Origin of the sequence: Oerskovia sp. Root918 (assembly GCF_001428945.1) — a bacterium.
Taxonomy (GTDB): domain Bacteria; phylum Actinomycetota; class Actinomycetes; order Actinomycetales; family Cellulomonadaceae; genus Oerskovia; species Oerskovia enterophila.
The window spans coordinates 1-19201 of the sequence record NZ_LMJG01000006.1; the positions used below are offsets into that span (position 1 = coordinate 1).

Below are 19201 nucleotides of genomic sequence, written 5' to 3' on the forward strand. Positions count from 1 at the left end.
GCGCCTCGGCGACGTGCGCGAGCATGAGCTTCGCGGTGACGTCACCGATCGCGTAGATGTGGGGCACGTTGGTGCGCATGACGTCGTCGATCGCGATCGCGCCGCGGTCGGTCAACGCAACGCCCGTGTTCTCGAGGCCGAAGCCCTCGACGTTGGGCGCGAAGCCCACGGCCATGAGGACCTTGTCGACCTCGATCGAGCCGGGCTTGTCGTCCTTGACGCCCTTGTAGGAGACGGTCACCGACGAGCCACCATCCACCACGGTCTGCACCGCGGTCGACGTCAGGATGTTCACGCCGAGCTTCTTGTACTGCTTGGCGATCTCCTTGGAGACCTCGATGTCCTCGTTGGGCAGTGCGCGGTCGAGGAACTCGATGATCGTCACGTCGACGCCGTAGTTCTTGAGGACGTACGCGAACTCCATGCCGATCGCGCCGGCTCCGACGATCGCGATCGAGCGCGGCAGCTCGCGCGTCAGGATCTGCTTCTCGTACGTGACGACGTTCTCGCTCAGCTCGACGCCCGGCAGCAGGCGGACCTTCGAGCCTGTCGCGATGATCACGTTCGCGAACGTCACGGTCTCGGTCTGGCCCGAGGACAGCGCGACGTCGATCGTGTTCGCGTCGCGGAACGTGCCACGCCCGTCGTACTCGGTGATCTTGTTCTTCTTCATGAGGAAGTGCACGCCCTTGACGCGGCCGTCGGCGACGTCGCGGCTCCGGTCGAACGCCTTGCCGAAGTCGAACGACACGTCACCGGTCATGCCGAAGAAGTCGGCCTGGTGCGTGAACAGGTGGGCGAGCTCCGCGTTGCGCAGGAGCGCCTTGGAGGGGATGCACCCGACGTTGAGGCACACACCGCCCCAGTACTTCTCCTCGATGATCGCGACGGACTGGCCGAGCTGGGCCGCGCGGATGGCGGCGACGTAGCCGCCGGGGCCCGCGCCGAGGACGACGACGTCGTAGTGGTTAGCCATGTGGACCAGCCTAGATCGTCTGCCCGACGGCGGTGCGACCGATCGCGTCACACGTCACCAGGGCACGGGGCCGGGTCACTGTCGACGATGCCGGCGGGCCCGGGGTGCTCTCGCACGGACGCCCCGCGACGGCGCACCGCCCGAGTCGTTACGATGCGCTACAGCCGCGTCGGATCCCGACCTCAAGGGCTCGTGGGCGGCGACACGGGCCTCGTGGAGACCTCATGTCCGTCGGACTCGTAGCACTGCTGGACGACATCGCAGCATTCGCCAAGCTGGCAGCAGCGTCCATCGACGACATCGGTGCCGCCGCGGGGCGCGCGAGCGTCAAGGCGACCGGCGTCGTGATCGACGACACCGCAGTCACGCCCCGGTACGTCGAGGGTCTGGCCGCGAAGCGCGAGATCCCGGTCGTCAAGCGCATCGCCCTGGGCTCGCTGCGCAACAAGCTCCTGTTCATCCTCCCGGCGGCGCTGCTGCTCAGCCAGTTCCTGCCGTGGCTCCTGACCCCGCTGCTCATGGTCGGCGGGACGTACCTCGCGTACGAGGGAGCCGAGAAGCTCTGGGAGATGATCTCGGGCAAGCACACGAAGGCGATCGACGACGCGGCCGCGAAGAAGGCCGTCGACGAGGACCGGGTCGTGTCGAGCGCGGTGCGCACCGACTTCATCCTCAGCGCGGAGATCATGGTCATCGCGCTCAACGAGGTCGCCGACGAAGCGTTCTGGTCGCGCGCGATCATCCTCGTGGTCGTCGCGCTGCTGATCACGGTCCTCGTCTACGGGATCGTCGGCCTGATCGTGAAGATGGACGACATCGGCCTGCACCTCGCCCGGCAGCGCACGGGGTGGGTCCAGTCGTTCGGGCGCGGCCTCGTGACCGCGATGCCGCGCGTCATGGCGGTCATCTCGACCGTCGGCGTGGTGGCGATGCTGTGGGTCGGTGGGCACATCCTGCTGCAGGGCACGTACGACCTCGGCTGGCACGGCCCGTACGACCTGCTGCACTTCCTCGAGTCGGGTGTGCACGGCGTCCCGGTCGTCGGCGGTGTGCTCACGTGGCTCGTCGACACCCTGGGCTCGGCGATCGTCGGCACCATCGTGGGTGCGGTCGTCGTCACGGTCGTGCACTTCATCCCCCGCAAGAAGGCGCACCACTGATCCTCTGACCACGTCCGAAGGCCTGCTCGCCCGCGACGTCGCGGACGAGCAGGCCTTCGTCGTCCCGCCCGCGACGCGTGTGGGTGGCCGGTCCTACCGTGGGAGGACCGCCAACGAGTCGCAGGAGGACGTCATGGGCTTGAAGTTCGGGTTCGTCGGGAGCTTCGGTTCCGCAGCAGAGCTGGTCTCCATGGCCCGCGAGGCCGAGGAGCACGGCTGGGACGGCTACTTCACGTGGGACGGCATCAGCCTGCCCGGCATGGAGGGCTACGACCCGTGGGGCATCCTCGCCGCGGCAGCCGTCCAGACCGAGCGCGTGACGCTGGGGGCGCTCGTGTTCGCGCTGCCGCGTCGGCGCCCGTGGGAGCTCGCGCGCCAGGCCCTTACGGTCGACCACCTCTCGGGCGGGCGGCTCGTGCTGCCCGCCGGGGTCGGGGTGCTCGACGACGCGGGCTTCAGCGCCGTCCCCGGCCAGCTCACGTCGCTGCGCGAGCGCGCCGAGCTGCTCGACGACGTCCTGGCCTTCCTCGAGCGTTCCTGGTCGGGCGAGTCGTTCTCGTTCGACGGGAAGCACATCTCGACGGGCGAGATGACGATCTCACCGCAGCCCGTCAACGGGCGCATCCCCGTGTGGCCCGTGGGGGTGTTCCCGAGCGAGAAGTCGATGAGCCGCGCGGTCCGTTGGGACGGCGTGACGGTCCAGCTCCGGGGCGACCGCGGCATGGACTCCCTGACACCCGATGAGACGCGCGAGGTCGCGACCTGGGTCGCCGAGCACCGCGACCCGTCGGCCGGTCCGTTCGAGCTCGTGGTCCAGCGAGACTTCGTGACCGACCTCGACGCCGCAGCGCAGGACGCGCGGGCGCTCGAGGCGGCGGGCGCGACCTGGTGGATCGAGGCCGGCTGGGACCCGTCCAAGGTCACCGCCGAGTCTCAGCTCGCGAGGATCCGCCAGGGACCGCCGCGCCCGTAGGTGTCACCCTCGGCGGGCGTGTCCGTCACCGTCGGCGACGGCCCCGGTCACCTTCGCGGTGCGGCCCGTCGCCCTCGCCCCGCACACGCCGACGGCGCCGCTCCCCACCCAGGGGAGCGGCGCCGTCGGGCCGTGCGAACCGTTCGCGACCGTCAGGTCACGCGGACGGGCGAGCCGCCTCGATGTCGACCGTCGGCAGGTGCTTCGCCGGCAGCGTCTTGGGGCGCCACGACGCGCGCGTCTGCTCGAACGCCGTGATGTCGGCCTCGTGCTGGAGGGTCAGACCGATGTCGTCGAGCCCCTCCATGAGGCGCCAGCGCGTGTAGTCGTCGATCTGGAATCGGACCACGACGTCGTCTGCCGTCGCGGTGCGCTCGACCAGGTCGACCGTGACCTCGGTGCCGGGCTTGGTCTCGAGGACCTTCCACAGCAGCTCGATGTCCTCCTGCGCGACGATGCCCGCGACGAGGCCCTGCTTGCCCGAGTTGCCGCGGAAGATGTCCGCGAAGCGCGAGGCCAGGACGACCTTGAAGCCGTAGTCCTTGAGGGCCCACACGGCGTGCTCGCGCGACGAGCCGGTGCCGAAGTCCGGGCCAGCGACCAGCACGGAGCCCGACGAGTACGCGGGCTGGTTCAGGATGAATGCGGGGTCCCCGCGCCACGCCGCGAACAGCGCGTCCTCGAAGCCCGTGCGCGTCACGCGCTTGAGGTAGACGGCGGGGATGATCTGGTCCGTGTCGACGTTGCTGCGGCGCAGCGGGACACCGACACCGGTGTGGGTGGTGAACTTCTCCATGATGCTTCTGCTTCCTCGATGAGTCGGTCGTCAGGGGGCCTGCCGGTGCGGCACCACCGGATGGGCGGCGCCGCGTCCGGTGTCAGACCTGCAGCGGGACGCGCGGGTCGAGCGGCGCGAGCGGCGTGCCGTCGAACGACGTGATGTCGACGTCGGCCGGCAGGTCCAGGTCGGCCAGCGAGGACAGGGTCCCGCGGATGGCCGTCGCGGCCGCGACGAGCGGCGAGACCAGGTGGGTGCGTCCGCCCTTGCCCTGGCGACCCTCGAAGTTGCGGTTGGACGTGGAGGCCGAGCGCTCGCCGGGGGCGAGCTGGTCGGGGTTCATGCCCAGGCACATGGAACAGCCGGCGTTGCGCCACTCGGCACCGAAGTCGAGGAAGATCTGGTCGAGCCCCTCGGCCTCGGCCTGGAGGCGGACACGGGCCGACGCGGGCACGACGAGCACGCGCAGCGAGTCGGCCTTCTTCTTGCCCTGGACGACCTTGGCGACCGAGCGCAGGTCCTCGATGCGGCCGTTGGTGCACGAGCCGATGAAGACCGTGTCGATCGCGATGTCGCGCAGCGGAGCACCCGGGGTCAGGCCCATGTACTCGATCGCGCGCTCGGCGGCGACGCGCTCGTTCTCGTCGGCGATCTCCGCGGGGACCGGGACATTCGCGGACAGGGGCAGGCCCTGGCCGGGGTTGGTGCCCCAGGTGATGAACGGCTCGAGGTCGGCCGCCTCGAGCACGACCTCCTCGTCGAACGTGGCGTCGTCGTCGGTCTTGAGCGTCTTCCAGTACTCGACCGCGGCGTCCCAGTCGGCGCCCTCGGGCGCGTGCGGACGGCCCTTGAGGTACTCGAACGTGGTCTCGTCGGGAGCGATCATGCCGGCGCGCGCGCCTGCCTCGATCGACATGTTGCAGACCGTCATGCGAGCTTCCATGGTCAGCTTGCGGATGGCCTCGCCGCGGTACTCCAGGACGTAGCCCTGGCCGCCACCCGTGCCGATCTTCGCGATGATCGCGAGGATGATGTCCTTGCTCGTCGCGCCCGGGGGTAGCTCGCCGTTGACCGTGATCGCCATGGTCTTGAAGGGCGCGAGCGGCAGGGTCTGGGTCGCGAGCACGTGCTCGACCTCCGAGGTCCCGATGCCGAACGCGAGGGCCCCGAACGCACCGTGGGTCGAGGTGTGCGAGTCGCCGCACACGACCGTCAGGCCGGGCATGGTGAGCCCGAGCTGAGGACCGACCTGGTGCACGATGCCCTGGTCCGCGTCACCGAGCGAGTGGATGCGCACGCCGAACTCCTTGGCGTTGTTGCGCAGCGTGTCGATCTGGGTGCGGCTCGTGAGGTCCGCGATCGGCAGGTCGATGTCGAGCGTGGGGGTGTTGTGGTCCTCGGTCGCGATCGTCAGGTCGGTGCGGCGCACCTGCCGGCCGGCGAGACGCAGGCCCTCGAAGGCCTGCGGACTGGTGACCTCGTGGATGAGGTGCAGATCGATGTAGAGGAGGTCGGGCGACCCGTCGGTGCCACGTCGCACCAGGTGCGCGTCCCAGACCTTCTCCGCCAGCGTGCCGGCCATGTTGGTTTCTCCTACCTGTGTCCTGCGGTGGTCGCTCACGCGGGGGCCGTGGGCGACGATCGGGGGGTACAACTCGGTCGTGGTCCGGGTGATCTTCCCGGTCCTTCGGCGACACCGACACACGCTAACTTGCATCTCACTGTGCGAGACGTCAATATCGACCTATGGACAATTCTAGCGGAGTCGGCGTGCTGGACAAGGCGGCGTCCGTTCTGGGCGCTCTGGAGTCCGGACCAGCCACTTTGGCCCAGCTCGTCACCGCCACCGGACTCGCCCGTCCGACGGCTCATCGCCTCGCTGTCGCGCTCGAGCACCACCGCATGGTGGCTCGCGACATGCAGGGCCGTTTCGTCCTCGGACCGCGCCTGAACGAGCTCGCGACCGCAGCAGGCGAGGACCGCCTGCTCGCCGCCGCCAACCCGGTTCTCACGGCGCTGCGCGACCACACGGGCGAGAGCGCCCAGCTCTACCGCCGCCAGGGCGACCATCGCATCTGCGTCGCCGCGGCAGAACGCCCGGTCGGACTCCGTGACTCTATCCCCGTGGGGGCGACCCTCACGATGGGCGCGGGCTCGGCCGCCCAGGTGCTGCTCGCCTGGGAGGAGCCGGACCGCCTGCACCGCGGCCTGCGCGAGGCCGTCTTCACGGCCACCATCCTCTCGGGGGTCCGACGGCGTGGCTGGGCACAGTCCGTCTCGGAGCGCGAGCTCGGGGTCGCCTCGGTGTCGGCGCCCGTGCGTGGACCGTCGGGGCGGATCGTCGCCGCGGTCTCGATCTCGGGACCGGTCGAGCGCCTGACGCGCCAGCCGGGCCGTCTGCACTCGGGCTCCGTCGTCGCCGCGGCCAACCGCCTGACCGAGGTCCTCCGCCGCGCCGGCGAGTGACCGTCCACCGACCCTGACCGAGGGGCGGGCGCCGCGAGGCGCCCGCCCCTCGGCGTTCCTGACTGGCGTTCCTGCCGGTCCTCGCCGCACCCCTCAGCGCCCACCTCGGGGCGGGCCCCGTGCGTAGACTCGGGCGATGAGTCTTCTCGCTGCCGAGCACGCGCTCCAAGCCGCCCAGCGCGCCGGCGACGTCGACGCGCTCGACGCGCTGCTGCATCCTCGGTGCGTCGGCGCCGGCCCGGACGGGTCCGTCTTCTCCAAAGAGGACGACCTGGAGAGCTACCGCTCGGGGTCGCTGCAGATCACCCGCCTGGAGGAGGAGTCGCTGGACGTCCAGGAGGACGTCGCGAGCGGAGTGACCAGGCTGGTCGCCGCCGTGGAGGCGGTCCAGGGCGGCACCGCAGTCTCCGCGCGGTTGGTCTACACGCGGCTCTGGGTGCGTGCAGACGGGGGTTGGCTGGTTCTGGCGGCCACGCTCGCACCGGCCGCTGAGCCTGGCTGACCGGGCCCGTCCGGCGCGCCGCGCCCTCTGAGCAGCAACCTCGTCCGGCGCTCCGCGCCCACTGAGCAGCCTCGTCCGGCGCTCCGCACCCTCTGTGCGACCTTGTCCGGACACGGGACCCACGACCGATTCGGGCGAAACGCTAGACTCGTCGTCGGCGCGCCTCCGACGGCGCCCGGTCTGCTCTGGTCACCATGTCGAGCAGAGCACCACCGCCCCGATCGACGACCACGTGAGGACCACACGATGCCCGGCAAGGCCAAGACCATCCTGATGTGGGTCGTCATCGTCTTCCTGCTCTACGCGGTCATCAAGAGCCCCGACCGCGCCGCCGACATCGTCCAGGCGATCTGGGACGTCATCATGGGCGCGTTCGCGAGCTTCGGACAGTTCGTCCAGTCCCTCATCGAGTAGTCGACGGCATGGCGCGCGAGCAGCTGGAGGTGGAGGCGCCCGGGCGCCCTCCTCGTCTGAGCGCGCGTCACCTGCGCCGCTACATCCTTCCCGGCGAACGCGTCGTGCTCGCCACACGAGCCCACTGGGGCAAGCTCGCCGAGCCGGTCGCCACGACCTTCGCCGCGTTCCTCGTCGTCGCGTGGCTCGTGAGCGCCTCCGGGCCGACCGTGGGCGACGGGGCCCTCATGCTCTGGTGGGTGTGGCTCGCGGTCGCGGTGCGGCTGCTGTGGAAGGTCCTGGACTGGCGCAACGAGTGGTTCGTCGCGACCGACAAGCGCATGCTGCTGATGTTCGGGCTCGTGACGCACAAGGTCGCGATGATGCCCCTCGGCAAGGTCACCGACATGAGCTACAGCCGCTCGATCGTGGGTCGCGTGCTCGGGTACGGGCAGTTCATCCTCGAGTCCGCGGGGCAGGACCAGGCGATGAGCCGCATCAACTGGGTCGCCAAGCCCGACGCGACGTACCGCAAGCTGTGCGACACGATCTTCATCCCGGGCGGTCGAGGCGGACCGGGCGCCGCGAACGGTCAGAACGGCTCGGGCAGCGCCGGCGGACCTGCCGGCCAGCAGCAGCCCGGTCCCCCGACGTCGGGACCCGCGACCCCTGCTCCCCCACCACCGCCACCTCCTCCGCCCGCCTCGGCGCACCTCGCGTGGGCGCCGACGAGCGTCGGGCCGGAACGGGACCCGGCGGCGGCCGCGACGCAGCCCGTCGCCGTGCGGTCGATGCAGAAGGACGGCCAGGGGCACCTCTTCGTGGCGCCCCGCGGGAGCGCGCCACGCCTCGCCGGGACCGACCGGCCGGTCATGGCACCACCCGTCCCCCCGCCCCCTCCAGCGGACCTCCCAGACGGCACCGACGGCGAGGCGGACGGTCCGGCCTGGGAGGTCTCGGACGAGGACCGTGCGGCGTTCGTGCGGATCGACCATCGCACCGACTCGCCCGTGCGGCGCACCGAGCCCCCGGTCCCTCCGCCGCCGGTCTGACCTCGGGGGACGCCGCACCGTCGCCACTGCGGCGGTGCGTCTCGTCGATGTCCCCGAACCTTCGGGTCCTTGGACCCTGGCTGCGCGCCGCCCCACAACCTACGGTGCAGTAACCACCCGCTCGGCGGTGGCAGCAGCGCTCGCACCAGGCATGAGAAGGGTCCACCTGTGACCACGCTTTCCTTGACCGTCCCGTCGTCGTGCCCGCCGCTCCCGCGGGTCATCCAGGGCGGGATGGGCATGGCGGTCTCGTCCTGGCACCTCGCGTCCGCGGTCGCGCACGCGGGACAGCTGGGCCTCGTGTCGGGCACGGCCCTCGACCTGGTGCTGGCACGCAGGCTGCAGAACGGTGACCGCGACGGGGCGGTCCGTCGAGCGCTCGCCGCCTTCCCGGTCCCCCGGTTCGCCCAGCGCGTGATCTCGCGCTACTTCCGTCCCGAAGGGCGCAGCGAGGGGCAGCCCTACGCGCCGGTCCCGCGCCTCGCGCTGCGCCAGACCCGCCTCGCGCAGGAGCTCATGGTCCTGGGCAGCTTCGTCGAGGTGTGGCTCGCCAAGGAGGGGCACGACGGGCGCGTGGGGATCAACTTCCTCGAGAAGATCCAGATGGCCGCACCCGCCGCGGCCTACGGGTCGATGCTGGCGGGTGCCGACTACGTCGTCACCGGGGCCGGGATCCCCCGGGACGTCCCGCACCTGCTCGACCAGCTCGCCGAGCACGAGCGCGTCGAGTTCCCGGTGACGGTCGTCGGAGGGAGCAACCACACGGTCGACTTCGATCCCGAGTCGCTCCTCGGAGAGTCGCTGCCGGCCGTGCCCCGGCCGACGTTCCTCGCGATCGTCTCGGCTCATGCCCTGGCCGAGCACCTGGTGCGCGAGGACCGCACCCGCCCGGACGGGTTCGTCGTCGAGGGGCCTCCTGCGGGCGGTCACAACGCACCGCCCCGCGGACGGCTCACTCTCGACGAGGTCGGACAGCCCGTGTTCGGCCCGCGCGACCAGGCCGACGTCTCGAAGGTCGCGGCGTTGGGGCTGCCGTTCTGGATCGCGGGCGCGCAGGGGACACCCGAGGCGCTCGTCGCAGCCCGTGAGGCGGGAGCCGCCGGTGTCCAGGTGGGAACCCTCTTCGCGCTCGCGACCGAGTCGGGACTCGACCCCGCGCTCCGCGACGACGTCCTGAACCGGTTGCGCGACGGGACGCTCGACGTCCGGACCGAGGCCCTCACGTCCCCCACGGGCTTCCCGTTCAAGGTCGCACAGCTTCCTGGCACCCTCGCCGACGCCGGCCTCACCGCTGCCCGTCCCCGGCTGTGCGACCTGGGATACCTCCGCACGCCCGTGCAGAAGGACGACGGCAAGGTGGCCTACCGGTGTCCCGCCGAGCCCGTCCACATGTACGAGCGCAAGGGCGGAGCCGTGGCGGACACCGTCGGCCGGTCCTGCCTGTGCAACTCCCTCGCCGCGAACGTCGGGCTCGGGCAGACCCGCGCCGACGGGTACGTCGAGCCACCGCTCGTGACGCTTGGCGTCGACGTGGCCAACGCCTCCCGGCTCGCCGAGCGACACGAGGGCTCCTGGTCGGCCCGCGACGCCCTGGACTGGCTGCTCGGCGACGAGCCCGCAGGGGGCGTGACGGACCTCACCGCAGGACCGGCGGTCATCGGCTCCTGAGACGCACGAGATGAGCGGTCAAGTCCCTGCCGAGGAGCGGTCCCGAGATGTCGCTCCTCGGCAGGCCGCCCTGGCCCACGAACGACGAAAGCCCGACCATCTTCTCGATGATCGGGCTTTGCGCTGGTACCCCCAACGGGATTTGAACCCGTGTTACCGCCGTGAGAGGGCGGCGTCCTAGGCCGCTAGACGATGGGGGCCTGGACCGCTCTCACACTCCGAAGAGTGATCGAGCGTCATCGAGGCCCGGTCATCTGACGATGGCCAGGCCTCGTACTACGTACCCCCAACGGGATTTGAACCCGTGTTACCGCCGTGAGAGGGCGGCGTCCTAGGCCGCTAGACGATGGGGGCCTAAGCTCGTCACCCCGAGGGGCGCCGTGCCGTTGAGAACTGTACTGCACGATTCGTGTCGGTTTGACCGACGCGATGCGCTACTTGCTCTGCGCTGGGGTACCAGGACTCGAACCTAGAATGACGGTACCAGAAACCGTTGTGTTGCCAATTACACCATACCCCAAGGAGGTATCGGCACCGCGCCCTCTTCCCGTTCCCGGGCTTCGGGTGAGCGCCTCACCGAGAGAAAACATTACCGGAGAGTCCCGGTCCGGCCAAATCGCCCTCGGTTGCCCTGTCAGCCCCTGCCCGATCCCTCCCGCGCCCCGCGGTGAGCCTCCGTCCGGAACGGACGTGCCGCCGTCGGGCACCGCCGCGTCCGACACGTCGCATGCAACCGCTCGGAAACGGTGGACCACGCCCTCCCGACGTGGCACCGTCGAAGACATGAGCACCGCAGCGCCTCCCGAGCCGTCGTCCGCCAGCATCCCGCGCGCGTCCCACGCGGAACGCGCATCCTCGTTCGGCGCGGGCGCCGGCGACTACCGGGCCGTCCGTCCCTCCTACCCCGACGCAGCGATCGACTGGATGCTGCCCGCCGGGGCCCGCCACGTGCTCGACCTCGCGGCCGGGACCGGCAAGCTCACCGAGAAGCTGGTCGCGCGCGGCCTCCACGTGACCGCGGTCGAGCCCTCCGACGGCATGCGCGCCCAGCTCCAGGACGCCGTGCCCGGTGCCCACGTCCTGCCCGGCACGGCCGAGCGCATCCCGCTCGAGGACGGGAGCGTCGACGCGGTCCTCGTGGCCCAGGCCTGGCACTGGTTCGACGTCGCGACCGCCGTCCCGGAGATCGCACGCGTGCTGCGCCCCGGCGGGCGGCTCGGCGTCGTCTGGAACGTCCGCGACCACACGGTCGACTGGGTCGAGCAGTTCACCGAGATCATCCACCGCGGCGACTCGCTCGAGCCCGTCCACCGCACACCGTCGCTCGACGGGGTCGACGAGGCCTTCACGCCGCTCGTGCACGCGACCTTCCCCTGGGCGGACCGCCTCCCCGCCGCGGGCCTGCGCACGCTCGCCGCGACCCGGAGCCACCTGCTCACGCTGCCTCCTGCCGAGCGCGACGAGCTGCTCGACGCCGTCGACCACCTCGCGGCGACGCACCCCGCGCTCGCGGGGCTCACCGAGATCGACCTCCCCTACCGGGCCGAGTGCTGGCGAGCGGACCGTGTCCTCGGTACCGACGCGGGCATGGTCGACGAGTGAGCGCGCAGCCCGAGGACGCGGACCTCTCGCCGGTCCGTCTCGTACCGGGTCCCGTCACGCCCGACGACGTCCGCACCGCCGCGCGCTGGCTCGCCGACGGCGTGGCGCACCACCCGGACGCCGCGTTCGACGCGCAGGCCGGGCCCGTGCGGTGGTCGTGCTGGGCCACGGCCGAGCACGTTGTCGACGACCTCCTGGCCTACGCGCTCCAGGTCGCGGGACTCCCCCTGCTCGACTACCTGCCGCTCGCCGGCCCCAAGGGTGAGGACGAGATCGCGCACGTCAAGCGCGAGGCCGGCCCGGCCGGGATGGCCGAGGTGCTCCGCGCGGGCGGCGAGCTGCTCGCGGCCCAGGTGGGCGCCCGCCCGGACTCGGCCCGCGCCTACCATCCGTACGGGCTCTCGGACCCGCAGGGGTTCGCGGCCATGGGGATCGTCGAGATCCTCGTGCACGGGCGCGACATCCTCGAAGGGCTCACGGGCGTCGCCCCCTCCCTGCCCGAGGGGCTCAGCGCACGGGTGCTGACGCGGCTCTTCCCCGACCTGCCGGACGCGACGCGCGGCCTCCCCGCGGCCGAGGTCCTCGTGTGGGCGACGGGCCGCCGCGAGCTGCCGGGCCTCGCGCGCCGCACCCGCTGGCGCTGGGACGCGACGGTCCGGTAGGGCGAGCGCCGAGGCGGCGCCCGGGACGTCCGGGCGCCGCCTCGCCGATGCGCGGGCCTCTGCTCCGGGCCCAGCCTCGGCGTCGACAGAGCTTCCTCCACCGTGCGCGAGGAGGCTCAGGTCAGCGCCAGCACCGCAACGAGCGAGGTTCCGGTCACGACCGCGGCCGAGGCCGTCCCGAGCACGAGCGCGCGCCGGCCCGTGCGGACCAGGTGCGCGACGTCGACCCCGAGGCCCATCGCGAACATCGCCGCGGTGAAGAGCAACGTCGTGACCACGGTCGTCACCTCCACGACGGACGCGGGCAGCAGGCCCGTGCTGCGCACCAGCACGGCCGCGAGGAAGCCCACGACGAACAGGGGCACCGGGGGCGTCCTACGGGCCGCACGGGCCCCCGTGGCGGCCTCGACGTCCGCAGGGCGCGCCACGCGCTCCCGACGCGCCCGCAGCACCCCAGCGCCCGCGACGAGCGGCGCGAGCAGCACGACCCGGGCCAGCTTGCTCACGGTCGCGGTCGCGAGCGCCGCGGCGGAGATCGCACCTCCTGCGGTCACGACCTGGGCGACCTCCTGGACGCTCGCCCCGATCCAGAGCCCGGCGCGGTCGTCGGCGAGCCCGAGCAGCCCGGCGAGCCACGGCAGGACGAAGATCGCGAGCGACCCGAAGATCGTCACGAGGGCGAGGGCCGTCGCCACGGCGTCGTCGGCCTCGCGGCGCGACTCGTCGTCGTCGCCTCCCCCGACCACGCCCTGCATGGCCGAGATCGCGGCCGCGCCGCAGATCGAGAACCCTGTCGCGACGAGCAGCGACGTCACGCGCGGGACGCGCAGCGCCCGCCCCAGGGCGAGCGTCGCGCTGAAGGTCACGGCGACCGTGAGCGCCACGACCGCGAGGCCGCGCCAGCCGAGCGCGAGGACCTCGGGCAGCGAGAGCTGGAGCCCCAGCAGGACCACGCCCGCGCGCAGGACGCGCATCGCGGTCCACCGCGTCCCCTCCTGGGTCCGGGCGGTGAGGGCGTCCGCCCACCGCGCGGCACGCGTCGTCCGTCCGACGGCGTCGCTCGCCCCGTGCGCGCGGCGCAGGCTTCCGAGCACCGAGCCGACGACGGCCCCGACGAGCAGGGACAGCACGAGGGGCGAGAGCGGGACCACCTGGGCGAGGAGGTAGGCGACGACGGTCGCGAGCGCGCAGAGGGCGAGCCCTGGGGCCGCGCGGCGGATCCAGGGGGCCGGAGCGGCGGCCACGGTCGAGGGGGCGGGGCCGGGCGTGGTCGGCCGGCGGGCGGCGGGGTCGACGTCCGGGGTGGGGGTGTCGAGGTCGGTCGTGGGGGTCATGCTTCCACCGTGCCGCGACGAGAACGGCGCCGGAAGGCCTACCTGGCGACCGAGCCATAGGATGAAGCTATGGCCGAGACCGCCCCGCAGCACCTCCCGAACACCCCTCCCCCGCGCCGGGACCGGACGTCGCTGGGCCTCCTGGAGCTGCTCGTCGCGACCGACAGCCACGGCTCGATCAGCGCCGCCGCACGAGCGCTGGGCATCTCCCAGCCCAGCGCCTCGGCCGGCATGCGGCGCCTCGAGAAGCACCTGGGGCTCGAGCTCGTCGCACGCTCGACGCGCGGCGCCCGCCTCACCGAGACCGGGCGCGCGACCGCGACCTGGGCCCGCGAGGTCCTCGACGCCTCGGACCGCTTCGAGACGTCGGCCGCGGCGCTGCGCGAGGCCCCCTCGGCCCGGATCCGCCTGGCGGCCAGCCTGACGATCGCCGAGTACCTCGCCCCTCGCTGGCTCGCGACGCTCGCGCTCGACGGTCTGACCCCGGTGCCCGGGGCCGGGGCGGCGACCGGTCCGGTGTCGGGACCGGGCGGCTCGTCGGAGCAGCGCGGCTCGTCGGTGGCCGCCCGAGGGCCCGCCTCCCCCGACGTCGAGCTGCTCGTGCGCAACTCCCGGACCGTCATGGAGCTCGTGCTGTCGGACGACGCCGAGCTCGGCTTCATCGAGAGCTCGACCCTGCGTCGGGGGCTGCGCAGCCGCACCCTGGCCCACGACGAGCTGGTCGTGGTCGTCGCGGCGACGCACCCGTGGGCCGGGCGGCGACGGCGCACCGCGACGGTCGAGGAGCTGGTGAACGGTGGGCTCGTCGTCCGCGAGCGCGGCTCGGGAACACGCGAGACGCTCGAGAAGTCGCTCGTGGCAGCCGGCGCCCGCCTCCCCGACCACCTGCCCTACCTGGGCTCGACCGCGTCGCTCAAGACCGCGGTGCAGTACGGCGGCGCGGTCGCCGTGCTGTCCCGGCTGACGGTCGCGGACGACCTTGCTCGCGGCACGCTCGCAGAGATCCAGGTGCCCGGTCTCGACCTCTCACGGCGGCTCCGGATGGTCTGGAAGGACGGCACCGAGCTCTCGGCGGCGGCCCGACGGATCGCGGCGGTCGCGGCCGGGAGCGCCGGAGCGCCGCGCTCGAGGACCGTGCGGTAGGTCACGGGCCAGCGATCAACCTCACCGCGAGATAGAACGTGCTGCGCGAGGTAGGACGCGCCGCGCACTACCTCACGCAGCGCGTTCTACCTCGCGCCCGGCAGCGTCAGCGCCCCGCGAGCACCAGGTCGCCGACCTCGTCGAGCGTCGCCACGACGTGCACCCCCGCCGCGCGCGCGGCCTCGGGGTCCTCCTCGTGCGGGCCACCACGCCGGGTGCCGGGACGGTCGATCCACACGCCCGTCAGACCTGCGGTGGCCGCGGCCCGCGCGTCGACGTCGAGCTCGTCGCCCACGTAGAGCGTGCGCGCCGGGTCCGTGCCCAGGCGCGCGCACGCCTCGAGGAAGACCCGCGGGTCCGGCTTGCCGAAGCCCAGGGTGTCGACACCCACGAGCATGGGCACGTCCGAGAGCCCCGACCGGGCCAGCTTGTCCGTCTGGAGCGCGACCGACGCGTTGGAGAGCGCGCCGACCTTGACCCCTGCGGCGGCGAGCCGCCCGAGGACCGGTGCGGCGTCGTCGTGCGCGCGCCAGCTCTCCTCGAACATGCCCCAGAAGACCGTCTTCCACGCCGCGTACCCGTCCTCGTCGAGGACCGCACCGCCGAACGTCTCCTGCAGCTCGTTCGCACGCAGCATGCGCTGCCCGTCGAACGTCAGCTCGCCGCGCGTGTACGCGCGGTACCAGCCGTGCGGGTCGCTCCGCCAGAGCGCGAGGACCTCGCCGTACCGCTCGACCGGCAGGTGGGGCAGGTGCACCGCGCACACCGCGTCGATCGCGAGCGCGAACGCGCCGCGGGTGTCGACGAGCGTGTCGTCGACGTCGAACAGGACACCGTCCACACCGTCGACAGCACCGCCGGGCGCCACGTCCCCCGCGAGGGGAGCGACACCGTCGGGGAGCGAGGGCAGCACTGCGCCGGGCGCCGGCTCGGACGCGGTCACAGCGACGCGCGCAGCGCCCGCAGACGCGCCAGGGTGGACTCCTTGCCGAGGATCTCCATCGACTCGAACAGCGGCGGCGACACGCGGCGACCCGTCACGGCCACGCGCAGCGGCGTGAACGCGAAGCGGGGCTTGATGCCCATCTCCTCGACCAGGACGGCCTTGAGCGCCTCCTGGATCGGGTCCGTCGAGAAGTCGGCCAGGGCGTCGAGCACGCGGATCGCGGCGTCGAGCACGGCCGGGGCCTCCTCGCGCAGCGCAGCGCGCGCCTCGTCCTCGACGGGCACCGCGTCGTCGGCCACGAACAGGAAGCCCAGCATGCCCTTGGCCTCGCCGAGCAGGACCATGCGCTCCTGCACGAGCGGTGCGCCCGCCGTGACGAGCGCCTGGTGCTCGGCCGAGAGGTCCGCGAACGAGTCGGCCGGGACGAACCCGCCCTGGTGCAGGTACGGGACCAGGCGGTCGCGGAAGTCCTCGGGGGCCAGCATGCGCAGGTGCGTCGCGTTGATGGCCTCGGCCTTCTTCAGGTCGAAGCGGGCCGGGTTCGGGTTGACGTCGGCGACGTCGAACGCCGCGACCATCTCCTCGACCGAGAAGATGTCGTTGTCCGCGGAGATGCTCCAGCCCAGCAGCGCGAGGTAGTTGAGCAGCCCCTCGGGCGTGAAGCCGCGCTCCTTGTGCAGGAACAGGTTCGACTCGGGGTCGCGCTTGGAGAGCTTCTTGTTGCCCTCGCCCATGACGTACGGCAGGTGGCCGAACTGGGGCATGACGTGCGCGACGCCCAGCTCGAGCAGCGCGCGGTACAGCACGACCTGGCGCGGCGTCGAGGACAGCAGGTCCTCGCCGCGCAGCACGTGCGTGATGCCCATCAGGGCGTCGTCGACCGGGTTGACCAGCGTGTACAGGGGCTGGCCGTTGCCGCGCACGATCACGTAGTCCGGGACCGAGCCCGCACCGAACGAGATCTCGCCGCGCACCAGGTCCGTGAACGCCACGTCCGTGTCCGGCATGCGCATGCGCAGCACGGGCTCGCGGCCCTCGGCGCGGAACGCCGCCTTCTGCTCGTCGGTCAGCGTGCGGTCGAACCCGTCGTAGCCCATGGCCTTGGGGCGACCGGCCGCGACGTTGCGCGCCTCGATCTCCTCGGGCGTCGAGAAGGACTCGTACGCGTAGCCGCCCTCGACGAGCCGGCGGATGACGTCCTGGTAGATGTCACCGCGCTGCGACTGGCGGTAGGGCTCGTGCGGGCCGCCGACCTCGACTCCCTCGTCCCAGTCCATGCCGAGCCAGCGCAGCGCCTCGAGGAGCTGCTGGTAGCTCTCCTCGGAGTCGCGCGCGGCGTCGGTGTCCTCGATGCGGAAGACGAACGTCCCGCCCACGTGCCGGGCGTACGCCCAGTTGAACAGCGCCGTGCGGATGAGGCCGACGTGCGGCGTACCGGTGGGCGACGGGCAGAAGCGGACGCGGACGGGCGAGGAACCAGGTGCAGGGATCACGTCCCACAGCCTATCGCCGCCAGGTGGCCGCGGGGCGTGCACGGCCCGTCACGGGCCGCCGAGCACCCGGACGAGCAGGTCGAGCGCCCGTGGGACCTCAGGCTCGGTGGGCGTTCCGTACCCGACGACGAGCCCTGGCACGCCCTGGCCCGGCACGTGCCGGTGCTCGGCGAGGCCCGTGACCTCCAGGCCGAGGTCGGCCGCACGCTGGACCACCGCGGCCTCGTCCACCGCGCCCGGGAGCCCGATGAGCGCATGCAGCCCCGCAGAGATCCCGGAGACCTCGACGGCGCCTCTCCCGACCAGTCCCGCCAGTCGACCGACCAGCAGGTCCCTGCGTCGGCGGTACCGCCCCCGGACCGCCCGGACGTGGCGGTCGTAGCCGTGGGACTCGATCAGATGGGCCAGGGCGAGCTGGTCGGCGCTCCCCGTCCGGTAGTCGGCGTGGGTCTTCGCGTCCACGACGGCGTCGAGCCACCGCTCGGGAACGACCAACCACCCGAGGCGGACAGCCGGACCGATCGTCTTGGAGACGCTCCCCGCGTACACGACCTCGTCCGGGCCGATCCCCTGGACCGCCCCGACCGGCTGCCGGTCGTAGCGGAACTCGCCGTCGTAGTCGTCCTCGATCACGAGGCCTCCGGTCGAGCGCGCCCAGTCGAGGAGAGCGCGCCGCCGGGCGGGCGCCAGCGTCGACCCCGTCGGGTACTGGTGGGCGGGGGTCACGACGACGGCGCCCACCTCGTCGAACCCCGCACCTGCGAGCAGATCGGCTCGCGCCCCGTCCCCGTCGACCGGGAGCGCCCGGACCTCCAGGCCGGCCCGGCGGACGATCTCACGGTGGAACCCGAGGCCCGGGTCCTCCATCGCGACGTGGCGGACGTCGGCATCGTGGAGCACCTGGGCGACCAGCGCGAGCGACTGGGCGTACCCGGTGGTGACCACGATGCGTCGGGGGTCCGCCACGACACCGCGGGTGCGTGCGAGGTACTCGGCGAGTGCCGTCCGCAGCTCGGGCCGACCCCGTGGGTCCCCGACCCCGAACGCCTCGGTCGATGCCGTGGCGAGCGCGGCCCGGGTGGACCTGGACCACGCGGCGCCGGGGAACGTCGTGGCATCGGGGCTGCCCGGTACGAGGCGGAGCATGCGCACCGGACGCAGGTCCGGCACCCATCGCTCGGGAGGCGCCTGGGGGGCACCCCTTGCCGACGAGACCCGCGTGGCATCGAGTGCGGCGACGCGGGTCCCCGACCCTGCCCTGGCCTCGAGGTACCCCTCGGCGACGAGCTGGTCATACGCCGCAGTGACGGTCCCGCGAGCACAGCCCAGGTCGTGCGCCAGAGCCCGGGTCGAGGGCAGTCGGGAGCCGGGGCCGAGCCGTCCTGCACGGATCGCGTCACGCAGCGCGCCCTCGAGACCGGACCTCTTCCCGGTGCCGCCGCCCATCTCGAGGTGCAGGTCCGCTCCGGAAGTGGACCACTGATCATTCATGCAAATGGACCTTACCGCTGGTCCGCGTGCTCCGTACCGTCGGACGCATGACCACTGAGACCACGCTCCAGACCGTTCCTGTCCCCTCCCGCCTCGCCGCCGACGAGCTCGCTCCGCTCATGAGCCGCGCGATGGCGTCGTTCGCCGCCGCGACCCGGAAGTCCTCGATCGAGCCCGCGCTGCTCGACCTGGTCTCGGCACGCGCTTCGCAGATCAACGGCTGCGCCTACTGCGTCGACACGCACAGCGCTGACGCGATCGCCGCGGGCGAGGACCTCCGCAGGGTCCTGAGCCTGTCCGTCTGGCGGGAGACACCCTTCTTCACGGCTCGCGAGCGCGCGGCGCTCGCGCTGACCGAGGCGGCCACCCGGTGCGCCGAGGGTCCGGTGCCCGCCGAGGTCGTCGAGGAGGCTGCCGAGCACTTCGGCCCGGCCGAGCTCGCCGAGCTCGTCTGGGCCGTCGCCGCGATCAATGCGTGGAACATGGTCGGGGCGACGCTCCACCCCTGGCCGCTCGACTGACACGACCGTCCCGGTGCCCGGTGCGGCCGTCGCCCCACCGG

At 72.4% G+C, this 19201-nt stretch carries 18 protein-coding genes and 3 tRNA genes; 11 read left to right on the forward strand and 10 right to left on the reverse strand.

Annotated features, from left to right (window positions below):
* Positions 1-976 (reverse strand): NAD(P)/FAD-dependent oxidoreductase (locus tag ASE27_RS07180; RefSeq protein ID WP_056648161.1); only part of this gene is annotated, 976 nt, incomplete at its 3' end.
* Positions 977-1200: 224 nt separating this feature from the next.
* Between ASE27_RS07180 and ASE27_RS07185 the strand changes: the two genes are divergently transcribed.
* Together ASE27_RS07185 and ASE27_RS07190 are read left to right on the forward strand one after the other, a co-directional pair.
* Positions 1201-2136, forward strand: a complete 936-nt coding sequence (locus tag ASE27_RS07185; protein WP_056648165.1) for a DUF808 domain-containing protein — start codon at positions 1201-1203, stop codon at positions 2134-2136.
* A gap of 133 nt (positions 2137-2269) precedes the next feature.
* A complete protein-coding gene (locus ASE27_RS07190) occupies positions 2270-3109 on the forward strand; it encodes an LLM class flavin-dependent oxidoreductase (RefSeq protein ID WP_369818996.1) in 840 nt (279 codons plus the stop codon).
* Positions 3110-3266: 157 nt separating this feature from the next.
* On the opposite strand, the gene leuD is transcribed toward ASE27_RS07190, so the two are convergent.
* Both leuD and leuC read right to left on the reverse strand, forming a co-directional pair.
* On the reverse strand, positions 3267-3905 hold the full coding sequence (gene leuD / locus ASE27_RS07195; RefSeq protein WP_056648168.1) for a 3-isopropylmalate dehydratase small subunit: 639 nt from the start codon (positions 3903-3905) through the stop codon (positions 3267-3269).
* Positions 3906-3987: 82 nt separating this feature from the next.
* On the reverse strand, positions 3988-5469 hold the full coding sequence (gene leuC, locus ASE27_RS07200) for a 3-isopropylmalate dehydratase large subunit (RefSeq protein WP_056648171.1): 1482 nt from the start codon (positions 5467-5469) through the stop codon (positions 3988-3990).
* 164 nt (positions 5470-5633) lie between these two features.
* Here leuC and ASE27_RS07205 point away from each other — a divergent pair, with 164 nt between their 5' ends.
* The 5 genes from ASE27_RS07205 (at position 5634) to ASE27_RS07220 (ending at position 9968) form a co-directional block, all read left to right on the forward strand.
* Positions 5634-6353, forward strand: coding sequence for an IclR family transcriptional regulator (locus ASE27_RS07205; RefSeq protein ID WP_030150819.1), 720 nt, complete (start codon positions 5634-5636; stop codon positions 6351-6353).
* Positions 6354-6489: 136 nt separating this feature from the next.
* A complete protein-coding gene (locus ASE27_RS07210) occupies positions 6490-6855 on the forward strand; it encodes a nuclear transport factor 2 family protein (protein ID WP_056648173.1) in 366 nt (121 codons plus the stop codon).
* 246 nt (positions 6856-7101) lie between these two features.
* Positions 7102-7269, forward strand: coding sequence for a hypothetical protein (locus ASE27_RS20590; protein ID WP_169834240.1), 168 nt, complete (start codon positions 7102-7104; stop codon positions 7267-7269).
* 8 nt (positions 7270-7277) lie between these two features.
* Complete coding sequence (locus ASE27_RS20200) at positions 7278-8300, forward strand: PH domain-containing protein (RefSeq protein ID WP_157257440.1); 1023 nt, start codon at positions 7278-7280, stop codon at positions 8298-8300.
* Between the two features lie 168 nt (positions 8301-8468).
* Positions 8469-9968: a nitronate monooxygenase gene (locus ASE27_RS07220; protein ID WP_235535380.1), complete on the forward strand. Its 1500-nt coding sequence runs from the start codon at positions 8469-8471 to the stop codon at positions 9966-9968.
* 124 nt (positions 9969-10092) lie between these two features.
* Here the strand turns inward: ASE27_RS07220 and ASE27_RS07225 are convergent.
* The 3 genes from ASE27_RS07225 to ASE27_RS07235 all read right to left on the reverse strand — a co-directional run bounded on the left by ASE27_RS07225 (position 10093) and on the right by ASE27_RS07235 (position 10488).
* Positions 10093-10168: transfer RNA gene (locus tag ASE27_RS07225), tRNA-Glu, on the reverse strand.
* 81 nt (positions 10169-10249) lie between these two features.
* Positions 10250-10322: transfer RNA gene (locus tag ASE27_RS07230), tRNA-Glu, on the reverse strand.
* Positions 10323-10416: 94 nt separating this feature from the next.
* Positions 10417-10488 (reverse strand) — tRNA-Gln (locus ASE27_RS07235).
* Positions 10489-10751: 263 nt separating this feature from the next.
* On the opposite strand from ASE27_RS07235, the gene ASE27_RS07240 reads away from it, so the two are divergent.
* Positions 10752-11570 carry a class I SAM-dependent methyltransferase gene (locus tag ASE27_RS07240; protein ID WP_197487023.1) on the forward strand — a complete coding sequence of 273 codons (819 nt, stop codon included), beginning with the start codon at positions 10752-10754 and terminating at the stop codon, positions 11568-11570.
* On the forward strand, positions 11567-12232 hold the full coding sequence (locus ASE27_RS07245) for a hypothetical protein (protein WP_056648180.1): 666 nt from the start codon (positions 11567-11569) through the stop codon (positions 12230-12232). Before ASE27_RS07240 ends, ASE27_RS07245 begins: the two co-directional genes overlap by 4 nt.
* A gap of 116 nt (positions 12233-12348) precedes the next feature.
* On the opposite strand, the gene ASE27_RS07250 is transcribed toward ASE27_RS07245, so the two are convergent.
* The gene (locus ASE27_RS07250) at positions 12349-13566 is read right to left on the reverse strand and encodes a YeiH family protein (protein ID WP_056648182.1); all 1218 of its coding nucleotides are present in this window, start codon (positions 13564-13566) and stop codon (positions 12349-12351) included.
* A 69-nt stretch (positions 13567-13635) separates the two neighbouring features.
* Here ASE27_RS07250 and ASE27_RS07255 point away from each other — a divergent pair, with 69 nt between their 5' ends.
* Positions 13636-14709: a LysR family transcriptional regulator gene (locus ASE27_RS07255; RefSeq protein WP_056648186.1), complete on the forward strand. Its 1074-nt coding sequence runs from the start codon at positions 13636-13638 to the stop codon at positions 14707-14709.
* Positions 14710-14815: 106 nt separating this feature from the next.
* Here the strand turns inward: ASE27_RS07255 and ASE27_RS07260 are convergent, their stop codons facing one another.
* The 3 genes from ASE27_RS07260 to ASE27_RS07270 are packed head-to-tail and all read right to left on the reverse strand — an operon-like array spanning position 14816 to position 18639.
* A complete protein-coding gene (locus tag ASE27_RS07260; protein ID WP_369818997.1) occupies positions 14816-15652 on the reverse strand; it encodes an HAD family hydrolase in 837 nt (278 codons plus the stop codon).
* On the reverse strand, positions 15649-17148 hold the full coding sequence (gene gltX, locus ASE27_RS07265) for a glutamate--tRNA ligase (RefSeq protein ID WP_157257441.1): 1500 nt from the start codon (positions 17146-17148) through the stop codon (positions 15649-15651). Before gltX ends, ASE27_RS07260 begins: the two co-directional genes overlap by 4 nt.
* A gap of 48 nt (positions 17149-17196) precedes the next feature.
* A complete protein-coding gene (locus ASE27_RS07270; RefSeq protein WP_056648188.1) occupies positions 17197-18639 on the reverse strand; it encodes a PLP-dependent aminotransferase family protein in 1443 nt (480 codons plus the stop codon).
* A gap of 47 nt (positions 18640-18686) precedes the next feature.
* Between ASE27_RS07270 and ASE27_RS07275 the strand changes: the two genes are divergently transcribed.
* On the forward strand, positions 18687-19160 hold the full coding sequence (locus ASE27_RS07275; protein ID WP_056648265.1) for a carboxymuconolactone decarboxylase family protein: 474 nt from the start codon (positions 18687-18689) through the stop codon (positions 19158-19160).
* Positions 19161-19201: the final 41 nt, after the last annotated feature.

What these genes read in the sequence shown, in the direction of transcription:
- leuD (WP_056648168.1), bottom strand. Translation starts at nt 3,905, where the DNA reads ATGGAGAAGTTCACCACCCACACCGGTGTCGGTGTCCCGCTGCGCCGC.
- ASE27_RS07255 (WP_056648186.1), top strand. Translation starts at nt 13,636, where the DNA reads ATGGCCGAGACCGCCCCGCAGCACCTCCCGAACACCCCTCCCCCGCGC.
- ASE27_RS07205 (WP_030150819.1), top strand. Translation starts at nt 5,634, where the DNA reads ATGGACAATTCTAGCGGAGTCGGCGTGCTGGACAAGGCGGCGTCCGTT.
- leuC (WP_056648171.1), bottom strand. Translation starts at nt 5,469, where the DNA reads ATGGCCGGCACGCTGGCGGAGAAGGTCTGGGACGCGCACCTGGTGCGA.
- ASE27_RS07210 (WP_056648173.1), top strand. Translation starts at nt 6,490, where the DNA reads ATGAGTCTTCTCGCTGCCGAGCACGCGCTCCAAGCCGCCCAGCGCGCC.
- ASE27_RS07275 (WP_056648265.1), top strand. Translation starts at nt 18,687, where the DNA reads ATGACCACTGAGACCACGCTCCAGACCGTTCCTGTCCCCTCCCGCCTC.
- ASE27_RS07240 (WP_197487023.1), top strand. Translation starts at nt 10,752, where the DNA reads ATGAGCACCGCAGCGCCTCCCGAGCCGTCGTCCGCCAGCATCCCGCGC.
- ASE27_RS20590 (WP_169834240.1), top strand. Translation starts at nt 7,102, where the DNA reads ATGCCCGGCAAGGCCAAGACCATCCTGATGTGGGTCGTCATCGTCTTC.
- ASE27_RS07270 (WP_056648188.1), bottom strand. Translation starts at nt 18,639, where the DNA reads ATGAATGATCAGTGGTCCACTTCCGGAGCGGACCTGCACCTCGAGATG.
- ASE27_RS20200 (WP_157257440.1), top strand. Translation starts at nt 7,278, where the DNA reads ATGGCGCGCGAGCAGCTGGAGGTGGAGGCGCCCGGGCGCCCTCCTCGT.
- ASE27_RS07250 (WP_056648182.1), bottom strand. Translation starts at nt 13,566, where the DNA reads ATGACCCCCACGACCGACCTCGACACCCCCACCCCGGACGTCGACCCC.
- ASE27_RS07185 (WP_056648165.1), top strand. Translation starts at nt 1,201, where the DNA reads ATGTCCGTCGGACTCGTAGCACTGCTGGACGACATCGCAGCATTCGCC.
- ASE27_RS07190 (WP_369818996.1), top strand. Translation starts at nt 2,270, where the DNA reads ATGGGCTTGAAGTTCGGGTTCGTCGGGAGCTTCGGTTCCGCAGCAGAG.